This is a genomic window from Pseudomonas sp. FW306-02-D09B, from assembly GCF_058782685.1.
This window is the reverse complement of record NZ_JBYSXY010000012.1, coordinates 141,387-157,163: the sequence shown is the minus strand read 5'-3', so window position 1 is coordinate 157,163 and position 15,777 is coordinate 141,387. Positions and strand designations below refer to the sequence as shown.

Genomic DNA, 15,777 nt, shown 5'->3' with positions numbered 1-15,777 from the left:
CCCGATTTTGCCGAGGGCAATAAAAAACCCGCCGACGCTGTGAGGCCCCGGCGGGTCGTTTGAAGCGCTTACTGCAGATCGATCGGTACAGCCGACGCCACAGGCGCGGAGGTATTCGGTACAGCGATTTCCACCGGCATACCATCTTCAGCGGCGACCACGTCGCGCACCACATCCCAGTTCATGCGCAGGTTCTTGGCCAGGTCTTCACGCTTGAGCAAAGCGTTGATCACCGCGGTGTGCTTGTCGACCACCGACGGGTTGCCAGTGTCGTCCAGCGGCGTATGCGCCTCCAGGTAAACCTTGCCGCCACTCATGCCGAACTTGTACGGGTCGTTGAGGATCCGCACCGACGTTCCCACCGGCACCATGCCGGCCATTTCCAGCACATTGTTGTTGAACATGCGGAAGCAGCCATGGCTGGTACGCATGCCGATACCGAACTTCTTGTTCGAACCGTGAATCAGGTAGCCCGGTGTGCCCAACGTGAACTTGAACGGCCCCAGCGGGTTGTCCGGACCGGCCGGCACCACGTTTGGCAGCGGATCGCCATCGGCGGCGTGTTCGGCCTTGATCGAGGCTGGAGGGGTCCAGGTCGGGTTCGGTGTTTTGGCAGTGATGCTGGTGTGGGCGATGGGTGAGCCCCAGCCTTCACGACCAATACCCAGCGGGAAGGTGTACACCACGTTCCGGCCTTTGGGGTAGTAGTAGAGGCGATACTCGGCCAGGTTGATCACGATGCCTTCACGCGGGCCTGGTGGCAGGATGAAGCGTGTTGGCAGTACGACTTCGGTACCGGCACCCGGCAACCACGGATCGACGCCCGGGTTGGCGGCGACCATTTCCAGGTAGCCCAGATCGTAGGTGGTGCCCAGATCGGCAAAGGTGTCTTCGTACTTGGCTTTGACCGTTTGCACCTGGCCGACGATATCTTCGCCCGGCGGCGGTAAAGGCAGCTCCAATGCTGCAACGGGACCCGCTACACACAAGGCGGCAAGAGACAAGTAGCGGGTGACGGCAGGAAAGCGCGGCAGCATCCGGAACATCCTTCGTATGATCAACAGAGGGTATGGGGGCAAGATTGTACACCGAAGCCCCCGAATTCGGGGAGCCGGGTCGATGGGCTGCCCTTTTGGGGGCTTTACAGCTCGAAGCGCAACTCGGGCCAGATCGGCGATGTGCCGCGCTTTTGCGACTCGAGGATCGCCCGGCACAGCGAGCACAGTCGCTGGTCCTGAAACACCGTCCGGTCGACGCTCGACCAGCGCGGTTGTGCCGGCAGCAAAGTGCCGCACAGGGTACGGTCGGCCGAGCCACCCAACTCCAGTTGACGCGTCACCAGATGCACCCGGACTTCCTGGCAGGCGAACAGATCCAGCTGTTCGTCAGGCTCGATCAGTTGGTAGGCAAACAGGGACCAGGCAGGACGCGGCATCGGGGGCTCCAAATCAGGGGGGCGCCACATTAGCCGAAAGACTGCCGCTAGAAAAGCGTCATAACAGCGGTTTTAGCGTAGGCCAGACATTTTCCAGCAACTTGCCCTGCGCCGCGACCGCCGGATGAATGCCATCGGCCTGCATCAGCTCGGGATTCCCGCCGATTCCCTGAAGGAAAAACGGCACCAGCGGGACTTTTTTCTCCTCGGCCAGATCGCTGTAGACCTTCGCGAACGCCTCGGTGTAGCGCACCCCATAATTGGGTGGCAATTGCATACCCAGCAGCAGCACCCTGGCACCGCTGGCCCTGGCGTTGTCGATCATCGACGCAAGATTTTGTTGCAATTGCGTTGGCAGCAATCCGCGCAGCCCGTCGTTGCCCCCCAACTCGAGAATCACCACCTCAGGCTTATGCTCCACAAGCAACGCCGGCAGGCGTGCCTGGCCACCGGCACTGGTGTCGCCACTGATGGACGCATTGACCACCGTCTCGGTGAAACCTTCGTGCTTGAGCCGCTGCTCGAGCAACGACACCCACCCTTGCCGGGTATCCAGGCCGAAAGCTGCGCTGATACTATCGCCAACGATCAGGACTGTACCCGCCGCTGCGTTCTGGGCCATGCACATCAAGGCCAGGCCAGCACTCAAAAACCACACACGCATCGGACTCTCCATGGGCGCAAGCATTCTCACTGCGCGGAACCTTAGCAAAGTGGTTCCCAGCGCGGAAGGTGAACTGACCATCCTGCACGAACTCAACCTGGAACTGAACAAGGGCGACAGTTTGGCCATCGTCGGCAGTTCCGGCTCCGGCAAATCTACCCTGCTGGGTTTGCTGGCGGGTCTCGACCTGCCCAGCAGCGGCGAAGTCACCCTTGCCGGGCAAGCCCTGAGCAATCTGGATGAAGACCAGCGCGCGCGGATACGCGCCGAGCACGTCGGCTTCGTGTTCCAGTCGTTCCAGTTGCTCGACAGCCTCAACGCCCTGGAAAACGTCATGTTGCCACTCGAGCTGGACGGCCGCAAAGACGCCCGCGAACGCGCCACCGAACTGCTGCGCCGCGTTGGCCTGGGCCAACGCCTGAGCCATTCGCCGCGCCAGCTTTCCGGTGGCGAACAACAGCGCGTGGCGATCGCCCGGGCATTTGCCGCCGAACCCGACGTGCTGTTTGCCGACGAACCTACCGGCAACCTCGACACGCATACTGGCGAGCACATCAGCGACCTGCTCTTTGAACTCAATAAAGAAAGCGGCACGACGCTAGTCCTGGTGACCCACGACGAACGCCTGGCACACCGTTGCCACCGTCTGATCCGCCTTGAAGCCGGCCTGTTGGTCGTCGCCCCTCTGGAGCCTTGATGGTACGTTTGCCGCTGTTGCGCCTGTTCAGTCTCGCCATTCGCCAATTGCTGCGCGATGCCCGCGCCGGAGAACTGCGGGTGTTGTTCTTCGCCCTGTTGGTCGCCGTGGCGGCGAGTACCGCCATCGGCTATTTCGGTGCCCGCCTGAACGGCGCCATGCTGCTGCGCGCCACCGAGTTTCTGGGGGCGGATATGCTGCTGGAAGGCAGCTCGCCCGCGCGCCCGGAACAAATTCAATCCGGCAAGGAGCTGGGGCTGCAACACGCCCAAGTGGTGGAGTTTTCCAGCGTCATCGCCACCGACAACGGCATTCAGCTGTCGAGCATCAAAGCGGTCGACGGGGTCTATCCATTACGCGGCCAACTGAAAAGCGCGCCCGCGCCGTTCGCTCCCGAAGAGGCCGGTGGAAGTCCGAAACCGGGCGAAGCCTGGGCCGAAGCGCGCCTGCTGACGGCACTGAATCTGAAGGTCGGTGACACCATCGACGTCGGCATGAAAACTCTGCACCTGACTCGTGTGCTGACCTATGAACCGGACCGTGCCGGCAATTTCTACAGCCTCACGCCCCGGGTGATGATCAATCTCGCCGACCTGGCGGCCACCGGTGTGGTCCAGCCCGGCAGCCGGGTCAGTTACCACGAACTCTGGCGCGGCACGGCACCGGCCCTGGAAACCTATCGAGAGCTGATCAAACCGGGGCTGGCCGCCAACCAGCGCCTGCAGGACGCCCGCGATGGCAACCGGCAAATCGGCGGTGCGCTGGGCAAAGCCGAACGTTACTTGAACATGGCCAGCCTGGTCGCCGTGCTGTTGTCCGGCGTTGCCGTGGCGCTCTCGGCGACCCGATTCGCCACCCGCCGCTTCGACGCCAGCGCGCTGCTGCGCTGCCTGGGTTTATCGCGTCGGGAAACCCTGCTGCTGTTCAGCGTACAACTGACTGTACTCGGCCTGCTGGCCAGCCTCAGCGGCGCCCTCCTCGGCTGGCTCGCGCAGCTGGGGTTGTTCGCCTTGCTGGGTGAATTGCTGCCCAGCGATGTACCGCCAGGCGGGCTGCTGCCGGCCGTCGCCGGGATCGGCACCGGACTGGTAGCACTCGCCGGATTCGCCCTGCCGCCACTGGCGGCACTGGGTCGCGTACCACCGCTGCGGGTACTGCGCCGCGACATACTGCCAATCCCTTCCAGCACCTGGATGGTTTACGGCACCGCACTGGCAGCCTTGGGCCTGATCATGTGGCGCTTGAGCCTGGACCTGCTGCTGACCTTCGCCCTGCTCGGTGGCGGTGTCATCGCCGCACTGGTCCTCGGCGGCCTGTTGCTGCTGGTACTCAACAGCCTGCGGCGCCTGTTGGCCCGTGCGTCCTTGCCGTGGCGGCTGGGTCTGGGCCAATTGCTGCGTCACCCATTGGCGGCGGCGGGACAATCGCTGGCCTTCGGCTTGATTCTATTGTCGATGGCGCTGATCGCCCTGCTGCGCGGTGAATTGCTGGATACCTGGCAAAACCAGTTACCAAAAAACGCCCCCAACTACTTCGCACTGAATATTTTGCCCGCCGACAAACAGGCCTTCACCGATCGACTGATCGAGCTCTCTGCCCAATCCGCGCCACTGTACCCGGTGGTGCCGGGACGGCTGATCAGCATCAACGGCGAACCGGTGCAAGGCATCGTCAGCAAGGACACCGAAGGTGATCGGGCCATCCAGCGCGATCTGAGCCTGACCTGGGCTGCCGACCTGCCCGCCGGCAACAGCATCACGGCTGGTAGCTGGTGGTCTGCGCAGCCGACAGGCGATGTACCCGGTGTTTCGGTGGAAGGCAAAGTGGCCGAGAGCCTGAAGCTCAAGCTCGGCGATCATCTGGTTTTCAGCATCGGCGGGGTCAACCGCGAGGTGCAGGTTACCAGCTTGCGCAAGATCAACTGGGACAACTTCCAGCCGAACTTCTTCATGATCTTCCAGCCCGGCACCTTGAAAGACCTGCCGGCTACTTACCTGACCAGTTTTTACCTGGCGGCAGGTCATGACCAACAGATCATCGACCTGGCGCGAGCGTTCCCGGCGGTGACCATTCTGCAGGTCGAAGCCTTGCTGGCGCAGCTGCGCAGCATCCTTGAGCAAGTCACGCTGGCGGTCGAGTACGTGTTGTTGTTCGTGCTCGCGGCCGGCATGGCAGTGCTGTTTTCCGGCTTGCAGGCGACGCTCGATGAGCGTATTCGCCAAGGTGCGCTGCTACGTGCGCTGGGCGCCGAACGGCCGTTGCTGGTCAAGGCGCGGCGGATCGAGTTCGGCTTGCTCGGAGCCGTCAGCGGTTTACTCGCGGCGCTGGGCTCGGAACTGGTGAGCCTGGTGCTTTACCGCTATGCGTTCGATCTGGCCTGGCATCCGCATCCGTGGCTGCTGTGGTTGCCGGTGATTGGGGCGCTGCTGATCGGCGGCGCGGGCGTGTTCGGCACTCGTCGGGCGCTGAATGCCAGCCCCCTGACAGTCTTGCGCGAGGGTTGATAAACTTGATGCCTCCTGACCAAAAGAAACCGCAATGAGCCGCTATCGCCCTCCTCGCACCGCCGGCACCGCCCTCATCACGCCTGAGGGCGAAGCGCGGATGCGTGCCGAGTTCCATGAGCTCTGGCATGTACGCCGCCCCCAGGTGACCCAATCGGTCAGCGAGGCTGCTGCGCAGGGCGACCGCTCTGAAAACGCCGAGTACACCTACGGCAAAAAGATGCTGCGCGAGATCGACAGCCGCGTGCGGTTTCTCACCAAGCGGCTGGAAGCGCTCAAGGTTGTCAGCGAAAAACCCAGTGACCCGAACAAGGTCTACTTTGGGGCCTGGGTGACCATCGAAGATGAACACGGCAAAGAGTCGCGCTATCGCATCGTCGGCCCGGATGAACTTGATCTCAAACTAGGCTTGATCAGCATCGATTCACCGCTGGCGCGGGCCTTGATCGGCAAAGCGCTGGATGCCGAAGTCCAGGTTCAGACGCCTACTGGCGAGCAGTTCGTGTATATCGTCGCAATCGACTATCCCTGAATCTCGGCAAGACCTCAGCGACGGGTAATCAACCCTTGGCGAGCAACACGCGTCAGCTGCCTGATCACTTCGGGCGCGTCTTCGGCGCTGGGTGACTGGATCACCGCCAGATCGAAGCTGTCGCTGGCAAAGCGCGCCAGCGATTCGCCGTCTTCGACAAACTGGATCAGGAACGCTGCAGGGCCGCCGGTACGACGTGGCCAGCCATCGAGATAACGCAACAGGGTCGGCTGATGATTACCGCCAAGGAGGATTTTTGGATTGCGCTGGGTCGGGTGTGCCGTAATCGGCGCAGGACGTACTGGGGGGCGTAGTGCATTCATCGTGTCGTGTCTCGGCCTCAAAAGTCTGCATGGCAGGTGAGAGGCAACACCGAACCAGCGCTTTAGCGGTATTTCGAAGCCTGTTTCAAGCTTCTATCGGCAACTGGATGAGTTACCTGGCGCCCCGCAAGTAGCTGTTTAAATCGGCGCATGGCAAGCATCCTAGAGAAGCCGACAGGACAGTGTCAAGAATCTCGCGCAACAAAAAAAGACCCGCACAATGCGGGTCTTTTGGTTGAGTCAGAGCGGTTAGCCGCTGATGGCACGATCTACCGACAACTTGCCTGCGCCTTCGATCAGTACGGCGATGCTGACACCGAGCAGGGTCAGGGCATATTCATAGCCGTTGTTGGCCATGAACAATCCATTGTGAATGTGCACCGAGAAAATCGCGACCAGTGAGAGGAAGGCCAGCCCTAGCGCTGCCGGGCGTGCCAGCAGACCGATGACCAGCGCCAGACCGGCGAAGAACTCGGTACCACCCGCCAGGATCGCCATCAGGTGACCCGGTGCCAGGCCGATGCTTTCCATGTACTGCGCGGTGCCGGCAATGCCATAACCGCCGAACATGCCGAAGAGCTTCTGTGAACCGTGGGCAGCGAAGATGAGGCCGACGAAGATCCGCATAATGGTCAGACCGTAGCCAGCGCGGGTGGACAGTACCTTGTTGATCAGTGTGCTCATGCTATGTCATCCAGTGTAAGTGTGTGTTGGTTGACCGCTATATTAATCAGTAAACATAATGTTAAAAGCGCAAAAAACCCGCCATAACAATCAGTTTAGTCGATCATTTACGTGAGACAACTTTCTGACCTTGAGGCTCCAATGACTCCCGCTCCCGGTCATATGCCAAAAAGTATTTATTCACACTATTAACATAGCTGACAGGACCCATTCCCACCTGCTCCATAGCAATGCGCTCGACCTGGAAAAACCACTGATTGGGGTTCAAGCCCCGGCGCCGGGCCTCGGCACGCATCCCTTGAACACGTTCCGGCCCAAGGTTGTAGGCCGCCAGAACGAAAGCCATGCGCTCACGCTCATTGAGCTTGGGGCTGGCGAAAAACTTGCGACGGATCAGCGCCAGGTACTTGGCCCCGGCCTGCACATTGTTGTCCACGGACTGAATGTTATTGACCCCGACCCGCTGCGCCGCCGACGGGGTAATTTGCATCAACCCGGTCGGGCCACTGCCGCTGCGGGCGCTTGGCTCCAGCGCCGATTCCTTGAACGCCAGCGCCGCCAGGTTCAACCAGTCCATACCCTGTTCTCGGGCGTGCTTTTGCAAGACCGGGCGCAGCTTCTCAAGACGTTGACGGTCAGCGCGATCCAGCGGGTAGTGAACCTGATACAGGCGTCGGTAAATACGCAGGAAAGCCACATCCTCATCGGACGGGGTTTTATAGGTTTGCAGGAAGCGATCGATGCTCGCTCGCAACATCGATGCGTCACGACGGACGAACCAGTACTCCTTGCCCGGCTCGCTGATGACCACCTGCCGATCGAAACGCAGCTTGGGCAGGATCTTGCCCCAGCGCTCGGCAATCGGTTGCTCGACGATGGTCAGGTGGAAAATCCCGCCCTGCACCATCTCCAGCACGTCTTCGACCGCCAGGCTCGGGTCGACCCATTCGACCTTGACCGGTGGCAGTTTGTGCAGCGCCAGCTTCTGATTGATCTGGTTGATTGCCTCACCGGCCGTGCTACCGGCGGGCAGCGCCAGGGTTTTACCGGAAAGTTGTTCAAGCCGGGTATAGCGGCGCTCGCCCTTGATCCCCACCAGCAGCAATGGCACGTTTGCACCTATCGGCTCGCTGGTACTGACCGCGTGTGCGGACTGCGCATCGAGCAACTCCCCCGGCGCTACCAGGTCACCCTCGCCGCGCTGTAACGCGCCGAGCAATTGATCCTTGGCTTTGGGGATGATCTTGAGGGAGATTTCCTGGCCGTCACGGGCATGGCCATTGAGGTACTGTTCGAAGGCTCGCAGGCGATGGTATTCAACGCCGATGGCCTGGCCCTGGACCTCGCCGGAACTGTTCCGGCTCTGATTGACCAGCACCCGCAATACGCGGCTGCCGCGGATTTCCGCCAGATCGCGGACCTTGCCCGACTGAACGGCTTCCAAGGGACCCGCCAACCGCGCAACGGCCGGCATCGGCAGCAGCATCGACAAGCACAGCACTAGCAAAACCTGGAGTCGTGTCATCCGTTCTCCGGAAAGAATACTGTCCAACGTCTCGATATTTCGAGCCGTGGGTCGACAGAAACAGAGCGCCTGGAGCGCTGGCAGAGTGCGAAAGAGCGCAGCCGCGACGGCCATCTGGCTCGTCGAAGCTCTCTTCCGGCATCAAAAGACAGCTTTAACTCTTTGTAGTTCTTCGTTTTTATTATAAATCTACAGCTCTGGTATGCTTTCCGGCCGCAGGCCTAGGGTCACACCATGCAACTCATCGATATCGGCGTCAACCTGACCAACCCCGGTTTTGCCGACAAACACCAGGCGGTACTCGATCGCGCGTATGCCGCTGGCGTCTGCCAATTGGTACTGACCGGCACCAGTGTCGAAGGCAGTGAACAGGCCCTGGAGTTGTGCCAGCAACTGGACGAAACCGGCCAGCGGTTGTTCTCCACCGCCGGTATCCACCCGCATTCGGCCAGTGACTGGAATGCCGACAGCGCTCAGCGCTTGCGCAGTTTGCTCAAGGAGCCAAACGTGCGGGCGGTCGGCGAATGCGGGCTGGATTTCAATCGTGACTTCTCGCCGCGTCCGCAACAGGAAAAAGTGCTCGAAGAGCACCTGGCAATGGCCGTCGAACTGCAACTGCCGGTCTTCCTCCATGAACGCGACGCCAGCCAGCGCCTGCTGGAAATCCTGCGCGACTACCGCGACCAGCTACCGGCCGCCGTGGTGCATTGCTTTACCGGCGAGAAGCGGGCGCTGTTCAGCTACCTGGACCTCGACCTGCATATCGGTATCACCGGCTGGATCTGTGACGAACGTCGCGGCACTCACTTGCACCCGCTAGTCCGCGAGATTGCGCCTGGGCGCTTGATGCTCGAAAGCGACGCGCCGTACCTGTTGCCCCGCAGCTTGCGCCCCAAACCCAAGAACGGGCGCAATGAACCGGCGTATCTGACCGAAGTGCTGCGTGAGGTGGCCTTGCATCGTGGCGAAAGCCTGGAAGACGTAGCGGCTCACAGCACCGCGTGTGCGCGAGCGTTTTTCGGGTTGCCGTCGGTTGATTGAACCCGCTACACCAGGATCATCATTGATCCACATCAAAAAGCCCTTCGCTGAGTAGCGGCACAATGCTGGCACCTTGCCAATACTGTTTCCGCTATCAGAGAAGACCTCCATGGGTGCCTGGCTTAGCAACATTTCGCTGAAATACAAATTCTGGGCGGTCAACGCGGTCGCCTTCGTCACCACCCTGCTGCTGGTGCTGTATGCCGTGCAACTGGAGCAACAAGCGCGCAACCAGGCCTCACAGCAGTCGGCCGTTGCTCAAGCGCGACTGATCAGCAACTGGCCGGTCGGCCAGGCCTTGCCTGAAGCCAAGCATTTCCTGAGCTTCGGCAAAGGCCAGACTCCCCTGCTGAACCAACAGCCATTGCCCGAGTTGAACAACGCCAACGGCTGGGTCGACATCAATGACATGCCGCTGTTTGGCGAGAACCCGTTGATCGGTGCCGAGGTGCTAGCGCGTGCCAACGGCGAGCAGATCGCCGTTCTGGCCTATGGCCCGAGTTTGAGTCAGGTGTTCGGCGAACGATTCGCCAACTATGCGGCAGCCGTGTTCATCCTGATGCTGGCGATGCTCGGCGCCTCACAATTGTTGATCCGTTTTCTGCTCGCCCAACTCAACACCCTCAAGGACGTGATGCTGCACGTCGAAAAAACCGGCGACCTGTCGGCTCGCGTACCGCTGGCTTGCACCGATGAGGTGGGCCAGATGGCCAGCGCCTTCAACGCCATGCAGGCCGGCTACCAACGCGTGGTCAACACCGTGGCCAATACTGCCCGCCAACTGGATATCGGCGCGGCGCGTCTGGCCGCCAGCATGAACGAGGTACGCCACGGCATGCTCGGCCAACAAAGCGAAACCGATCAGGCCGCCACCGCGATCAATGAGATGTCGGCCACGGTCTATCACATCGCCCAACATGCCGGCGCCACTCGCGACCTCTCGCAAACCGCCGACAGCCTAGCCGGCAGCGGCCAGGAAGTGGTCATCCGGGTACAACAGTCCATCGCCGGACTCTCCAGCGGGGTGCAGCAAACCGCCGAGATGATTCAGCGTCTCGCCGAAGACAGCCAGAAAATCAACGGCGTGGTCAGTGTGATTCACAGCATCGCCGAGCAAACCAACCTGCTGGCCCTGAACGCCGCCATCGAAGCCGCACGCGCCGGGGAAATGGGCCGGGGCTTTGCGGTGGTCGCCGATGAAGTGCGCAATCTGGCCAAGCGTGTGCAGACCTCTACTGATGAAATCACCAGCATGATCTCGGCGCTGCAAGCCGGGACACGGGATGCGGTGGACTTCATGCAGGAAAGCTCGTTCAAGGCCGATGACTGTGTGCAGCAGGCTCAAGAAGCTGGCGCCGCACTGGCAGAGATCACCGGCGCAGTGGCGCAGATGCGCGAAAGCAACACCCAGATTGCCGTGGCGGCGGAACAGCAGAGCCAGGTGGCAGAAGAGATGAACCGCGCAGTGGTGAGCATCCGTGACGTCACCGTGAACACCGTGCAGCAGACCGTGGATTCGGCGACCACCAGCAATGAACTGGCAACGCTGGCGGGTGAGTTGAGCAAGGCGATCGGGCAACTGAAACTTTGAGGGTCCCATCGCGGGCAAGCCTTGCTCCCACAGATTTGGGGCCAACTGCGCGATGCGTGGACGAGTCTAAATTCGTAGGAGCAAGGCTTGCCCGCGATAGCGCCATACCGGTCAACATCAATATCAACCATGCCCCCCTATCGCACCGATAGCCAACCTTGATTCGCCGACGACCGCCGCCCCACCTATCCTTCAATCATGTGTTCAACACGGATCGAGGATTCCCCACATGGGCAAACGTCACCCCAACCTTCCCGCCTGGCAATGGCGTGCATACCCGCAAAACCACCAGCACCCGACCAATCTGGTGTTGCACCTGATTGCCGTGCCGCTGTTCATCGTGGCGTTTCTACTGATCGTTTCCGGGGTGTTCGGCCTGAGTTTTCTGAACGTCGCCATTGGCGTCGTCGGCCTGCTCGCCGCACTTGGCTTGCAACGCCACGGCCACAGCCTGGAGGCGCTAGCCTCCGAGCCGTTCAGTGATCGCAAAGATGCGGTGTCGCGCTTGCTGGTCGAGCAATTCCTGACGTTCCCGCGTTTTGTCCTCAGCGGTGGCTGGTGGCGCGCCTGGCGCAAACGCCATCACCGCTGAAGGTCTTACGCGAAAATAGTCACCGTCTGCCGGCTCAACGCAATCAATTGCCCTTCAGCGCTCCACAGCGCTGCGGCGGCGTGGCCATATCCGTCACGGGCATGTTCGATTTCCACGAGATATTTGCACCAGTCCAACGTGCTCAACGCCAGCAACGGCTGAACGAACTCGATGGTCCAGGTCAGCGTGCTGCCCGCCGCCGGTTTCTTCAGGTGTGGCAACAATGCCGGAGGCCAGGCATCCACCAGCGCCAGAATGTGCGCCTCGGTGACCGGCTCTTCCTTGACGTCGCCACGCAAGCGAACCCAGCCGCCCATCTCCCGGGATTTATTACCGGTGAACGGCAAACCGCCGACACTCCAACGCATCGCCAGATGGCGCATGAACTCGGGCGTCACGCCTTTGATGTAGGGCAATTCCTGGCAATCGTCCCAGTGTTTCATCTCTGGCGCGGGCGCGGCCACCACCTCGACTTCGGAAGGACGCGAAGCGCCAAAGCTGCCCTGAACCAGGGTCACCACCTGGCCGTTCTGCACGGCTCGCCCCAGCACCTGGCTGACCGCTTTGCCTTCGCGCAGCACGTCCACCTCAAAACTCACGGGCACACCGGGTTCGACCGGGCCGACAAAGGTGATCGCCAATGAACGCACCGGGCGATCCGACGGGACTTTCGCGCGCATGGCTTCGTACTGCAACGCGGCGACCAGACCGCCGAAACTGGCGCGGCCCTGGGCCCATTCCGCCGGAATAGACAGCTCATGCGGCGAACTGCGCACGGCGTCGAGCAAATCGGAAAAACGCATGGAAACCTCAAGGCTGGGAAAGGATCGAAGGATCTTAACCAGCCAGCAGCGCCTGTACAGCACCTATTCCGGCCAAAGAGGCTGACAGATAGGCCGCCAACGGCGACGAAAAGCAATCCGCGTCAGGCTTTGAAACAAGCCGATATGAGTTTGTCGAGCACCCGATCGGCGCGACCTTCAGCCTTGGTCATGGTTGCTCGCCAGACGGCCACACAAGGCAGCAAGTCGGGCTCGTGCTCGGCACGGGCCAACCATTGCCAGCAATCGTGCCAGTCGCCGAGCGCTTCCTGTGCCGATTTGAGACGTCGCATGGCAGCTTTGGGCAAGCGATCCAGTTCCGGGTAGGCTTCGATCGCATAGCGCACGCGTTTGATCAACAGCCGCAGACGATGGCGGTCATGCGCGGGATCGTGCAGGGCCACATCCAGCGCTTTCCATTGTTTGGCCAGGCGTTTCTCGATGCGCGTACGCAACCCCTTGAGCAAGCCTTGACGTTGGGAGGCGCGCAAAAAGCGTGGAAATGCATCGAGAATCATCAATAGCTGCGCCAATTCCGGGCTGTCGGCCACAGCCGGATAGGCCTGCGCCATTTGCACCATTCGGCGCTTGGCCGCGTCTGCTTGACCGTGTGCCAGCAAGTACGCCGCCAGCACTTCTCGGTCGCGCAGCGGCGTGGTCAGGCTTCCAACACCCGCCGCTGCTGCTTCCAGTTGTTCGACACCGGGCAAACCGCGCAATGGCCGCAACAAGCTGCGCAAACGGCGAACCGTTGTGCGCAAGTCATGCAGCGCTTCAGGGTCGGTGCTGGCGCTCAAGCGCGCCTGGCAGGCCAGCAATCGCACTTCCAGCCCCAACACCTTGGCCACCAACCGATTCACCAACGCAGACATCGCTCTCTCCCAAGTCGACAACCAGCATCAGATCGCAAGTTTACGCTCATGCTGGCGGTAAAACCGGGTGCCGACATTGCGTCAGATCATTGTGAATTCAACGCCCTGCGCGGGATTCGCGAATATAGAAGCGTGCTTTCTCGGCTTTTTTAGTGCAGCCCTCGTAGGCCTCGAACTGCTGCTGGGTCTTGGCCCCGGTCAGCAGCGAAAGCGCCTTGGAGTAACTCACGGTACCAGCGAAACCTTCGGCCTTGGCAATGTCCAGCTCCTGCCAGGCGGCATCCAGTTGACTACCGCAACTGTCGCGGTAAGCAGATTTTCCCGCGCAACCGGCAAGCACCAACGCGATCAATGGCAGACAGATCCAGGCTTTCATCAATGATTCCTCAAGGTATAAAAAACAATCGTGCAGGTAAGACGGCCAATGCTGCAAAAAGTGCCTTGGTCCACCCATGGAAACTATAGCGCCCGCGAGAATACTCATGTGCCGTTATTGAGTATCAAAAAAACGACGCTAATGGCCTGACTCAGAGTCAGCATGATTGAAGCACGCCCCTCAATGGGTGCATTGTTGAAGCCTGTTTGATGAAGGGGCGAGTCATGAAAAAGCGTGTCGCATTGGTGCTGGGCTCAGGTGGCGCCCGAGGCTATGCCCATATCGGAGTTATCCAGGAAATCGAAAGACGCGGTTATGACATCGCCTGTATCGCCGGTTGCTCCATGGGCGCGGTGGTCGGCGGTATCTACGCCGCCGGCAAACTCAACGATTACCGCGACTGGATCGAGAGCCTGGATTACCTTGATGTACTGCGCCTGGTGGACGTGAGCTTTCGTCTTGGGGCGATACGCGGCGAGAAAGTCTTCGGGCAGATCCGCAAGATTGTCGGCGAGATCAACATCGAAGACCTGCGCATCCCCTACACGGCCGTCGCCACCGACCTGACCAACCAGCAGGAAATCTGGTTCCAGGAAGGCTGCCTGCACCAGGCTATGCGCGCCTCGGCGGCGATCCCCAGCCTGTTCACGCCGGTCATGCAAGGCAATCGCATGCTGGTCGACGGCGGCCTGCTCAATCCTCTGCCGATTGTTCCAGTGGTCTCGAGCCATTGCGACCTGATCATTGCGGTCAACCTCAACGCGACCAACCAGCGGCACTATCAGTTGCCAGTGATCCAGCGCCCTGCCGCGTTCAGAAGCCGCTTCGACAACCTGCTCAACTCGCTCGGTTCACGCCTGCCGTTCCGCCGCAAACAGGCCGAACAATTGCTGCTTCTGGAACAGGAAGCACTGCGCAGTGAAGCCGCCGAAATCAACCCCTGGATCGAATCCGCCGAGCCCGAAGCGCAACAACCCGCTGCCGCCCCGGAAGGCGACGGGGCGCCGAGATCGGCCACGGGCTCATTTATCATCGACAACGTTGGCCCAGCCTCGTTGCTGGACTTGATCAACCAAAGTTTCGAAGTGATGCAAACGTCGTTGGCGCAATACAAGATCGCCGGTTATCCACCGGACATCCTGATCAACGTGCCAAAGCGGGTTTGCCGGTTTTTCGAGTTCTACAAGGCGCCGGAGCTGATCGCGCTGGGACGGGAGATTGCCCGGGATACCATGGATCGGTACGAGAATGAGCGCGATTGACCCCCTCCAAATCCTGGCCGGATGTTCCGGCCCCACTGCGGGCAAGCCTTGCTCCTACGTATTGATGCCATCCACAAATCGTGCGGCCGACTCAAAATCCGTAGGAGCAAGGCTTGCCCGCGATAGCGATTGGCCAAACGACACAGGACTACAGACTGCCCTCGTTCAATAGCCGATACCCTACCCCCGCCTCGGTCAGGATAAACCTCGGCCGGGTCGGGTCATCCGCCAGTTTCTGACGCAGATGCCCGACCACAATCCGTAAGTAATGGCTGTCTTCGGTATGGGTTGGGCCCCAGATATCCTTGAGTAACTGCTGCTGGGTGATGACCCGCCCGGCGTGGCGCGCCAGTTGCGCCAGCACCGAGTACTCCTTGCGGGTCAGCGCCACCTCGGCACCGTCCAGCAATACCCGCCGGTACGCCAGATCGACCGTCAACGGGCCGAACTTGAGCGCCGCTTCCTGGGCTTCACCCGCTGGAGCCTGCCGCAACAAGGCGCGGATCCGCGCCAGAAACTCCTGAATGCCAAACGGCTTGGTCACGTAGTCGTTGGCGCCGCCATCCAGCGCCTCGACTTTCTGCCCTTCGCTGGCGCGCACTGACAGGACCAGCACCGGCACTGTCGACCATTCACGGAATTCGCGCAGCACTTGCTGGCCGTCCATGTCGGGCAGGCCGAGGTCGAGCACCAGCAAATCCGGCTTGTTCAGCGCAGCCTGGGCCAGGCCCTCGGTGCCGGTACCGGCTTCAAGCACTTTGTAGCCCTGGGAGGCCAGGCTGATGCGCAGGAATTTGCGGATCTGCGGTTCATCGTCAATGACCAAAATGGTCGTGGTCTGGCTCATGGTTTCAAATC

At 60.9% G+C, this 15,777-nt stretch carries 17 protein-coding genes; 7 read left to right on the top strand and 10 right to left on the bottom strand.

Translation table 11 applies throughout. The features are described 5' to 3' along the window. Positions 1-68: 68 nt before the first annotated feature. The 3 genes from AC3WK5_RS20165 to AC3WK5_RS20155 form a co-directional block, all read right to left on the bottom strand. Positions 69-1,037: a L,D-transpeptidase family protein gene (locus tag AC3WK5_RS20165; protein WP_054596340.1), complete on the bottom strand. Its 969-nt coding sequence runs from the start codon at positions 1,035-1,037 to the stop codon at positions 69-71. 104 nt (positions 1,038-1,141) lie between these two features. Further along, positions 1,142-1,435, bottom strand: a complete 294-nt coding sequence (locus AC3WK5_RS20160; protein ID WP_019692935.1) for a hypothetical protein — start codon at positions 1,433-1,435, stop codon at positions 1,142-1,144. A 58-nt stretch (positions 1,436-1,493) separates the two neighbouring features. Beyond that, positions 1,494-2,099, bottom strand: a complete 606-nt coding sequence (locus tag AC3WK5_RS20155; RefSeq protein WP_054596339.1) for an arylesterase — start codon at positions 2,097-2,099, stop codon at positions 1,494-1,496. A gap of 10 nt (positions 2,100-2,109) precedes the next feature. Here AC3WK5_RS20155 and AC3WK5_RS20150 point away from each other — a divergent pair, with 10 nt between their 5' ends. Genes AC3WK5_RS20150 through greB form a run of 3 tightly spaced genes read left to right on the top strand, consistent with a single transcriptional unit; the run spans position 2,110 to position 5,832 of the window. Further along, positions 2,110-2,796 carry an ABC transporter ATP-binding protein gene (locus AC3WK5_RS20150; protein WP_103315652.1) on the top strand — a complete coding sequence of 229 codons (687 nt, stop codon included), beginning with the start codon at positions 2,110-2,112 and terminating at the stop codon, positions 2,794-2,796. Further along, positions 2,796-5,300 carry an ABC transporter permease gene (locus tag AC3WK5_RS20145; RefSeq protein ID WP_103315651.1) on the top strand — a complete coding sequence of 835 codons (2,505 nt, stop codon included), beginning with the start codon at positions 2,796-2,798 and terminating at the stop codon, positions 5,298-5,300. The genes AC3WK5_RS20150 and AC3WK5_RS20145 overlap by 1 nt, the downstream gene beginning before the upstream one ends. Positions 5,301-5,334: 34 nt before the next feature. Next, positions 5,335-5,832: a transcription elongation factor GreB gene (greB, locus tag AC3WK5_RS20140; RefSeq protein ID WP_054596336.1), complete on the top strand. Its 498-nt coding sequence runs from the start codon at positions 5,335-5,337 to the stop codon at positions 5,830-5,832. 14 nt (positions 5,833-5,846) lie between these two features. Here the strand turns inward: greB and AC3WK5_RS20135 are convergent, their stop codons facing one another. The 3 genes from AC3WK5_RS20135 to AC3WK5_RS20125 form a co-directional block, all read right to left on the bottom strand. Continuing rightward, on the bottom strand, positions 5,847-6,155 hold the full coding sequence (locus AC3WK5_RS20135) for a hypothetical protein (protein ID WP_054596335.1): 309 nt from the start codon (positions 6,153-6,155) through the stop codon (positions 5,847-5,849). Positions 6,156-6,404: 249 nt separating this feature from the next. Beyond that, positions 6,405-6,839: a DoxX family protein gene (locus AC3WK5_RS20130; protein ID WP_103315650.1), complete on the bottom strand. Its 435-nt coding sequence runs from the start codon at positions 6,837-6,839 to the stop codon at positions 6,405-6,407. Between the two features lie 103 nt (positions 6,840-6,942). Beyond that, positions 6,943-8,364: an MltF family protein gene (locus tag AC3WK5_RS20125; protein ID WP_103315649.1), complete on the bottom strand. Its 1,422-nt coding sequence runs from the start codon at positions 8,362-8,364 to the stop codon at positions 6,943-6,945. Positions 8,365-8,598: 234 nt separating this feature from the next. Between AC3WK5_RS20125 and AC3WK5_RS20120 the strand changes: the two genes are divergently transcribed. From AC3WK5_RS20120 to AC3WK5_RS20110, 3 genes are all read left to right on the top strand, one after another. After that, positions 8,599-9,405: a TatD family hydrolase gene (locus AC3WK5_RS20120; RefSeq protein ID WP_103315648.1), complete on the top strand. Its 807-nt coding sequence runs from the start codon at positions 8,599-8,601 to the stop codon at positions 9,403-9,405. 109 nt (positions 9,406-9,514) lie between these two features. Further along, entirely contained in the window at positions 9,515-10,996 is a 1,482-nt protein-coding gene (locus tag AC3WK5_RS20115) for a methyl-accepting chemotaxis protein (RefSeq protein ID WP_103315647.1), read from the top strand. Positions 10,997-11,225: 229 nt separating this feature from the next. Next, on the top strand, positions 11,226-11,588 hold the full coding sequence (locus AC3WK5_RS20110; protein ID WP_103315646.1) for an Mpo1-like protein: 363 nt from the start codon (positions 11,226-11,228) through the stop codon (positions 11,586-11,588). Between the two features lie 5 nt (positions 11,589-11,593). On the opposite strand, the gene AC3WK5_RS20105 is transcribed toward AC3WK5_RS20110, so the two are convergent. From AC3WK5_RS20105 to AC3WK5_RS20095, 3 genes are all read right to left on the bottom strand, one after another. Then, positions 11,594-12,391 carry an acyl-CoA thioesterase gene (locus tag AC3WK5_RS20105; RefSeq protein ID WP_103315645.1) on the bottom strand — a complete coding sequence of 266 codons (798 nt, stop codon included), beginning with the start codon at positions 12,389-12,391 and terminating at the stop codon, positions 11,594-11,596. Positions 12,392-12,513: 122 nt separating this feature from the next. Further along, the gene (locus tag AC3WK5_RS20100) at positions 12,514-13,281 is read right to left on the bottom strand and encodes a CHAD domain-containing protein (RefSeq protein ID WP_103315644.1); all 768 of its coding nucleotides are present in this window, start codon (positions 13,279-13,281) and stop codon (positions 12,514-12,516) included. Positions 13,282-13,378: 97 nt separating this feature from the next. Further along, positions 13,379-13,657 (bottom strand): hypothetical protein, encoded by a 279-nt coding sequence (locus AC3WK5_RS20095; RefSeq protein WP_054596327.1) that lies wholly within the window; start codon positions 13,655-13,657, stop codon positions 13,379-13,381. Between the two features lie 224 nt (positions 13,658-13,881). Between AC3WK5_RS20095 and AC3WK5_RS20090 the strand changes: the two genes are divergently transcribed. Further along, positions 13,882-14,919 (top strand): patatin-like phospholipase family protein, encoded by a 1,038-nt coding sequence (locus tag AC3WK5_RS20090; RefSeq protein WP_103315643.1) that lies wholly within the window; start codon positions 13,882-13,884, stop codon positions 14,917-14,919. A gap of 148 nt (positions 14,920-15,067) precedes the next feature. Here the strand turns inward: AC3WK5_RS20090 and AC3WK5_RS20085 are convergent, their stop codons facing one another. Further along, a complete protein-coding gene (locus tag AC3WK5_RS20085; RefSeq protein WP_103315642.1) occupies positions 15,068-15,766 on the bottom strand; it encodes a response regulator in 699 nt (232 codons plus the stop codon). Positions 15,767-15,777: the final 11 nt, after the last annotated feature.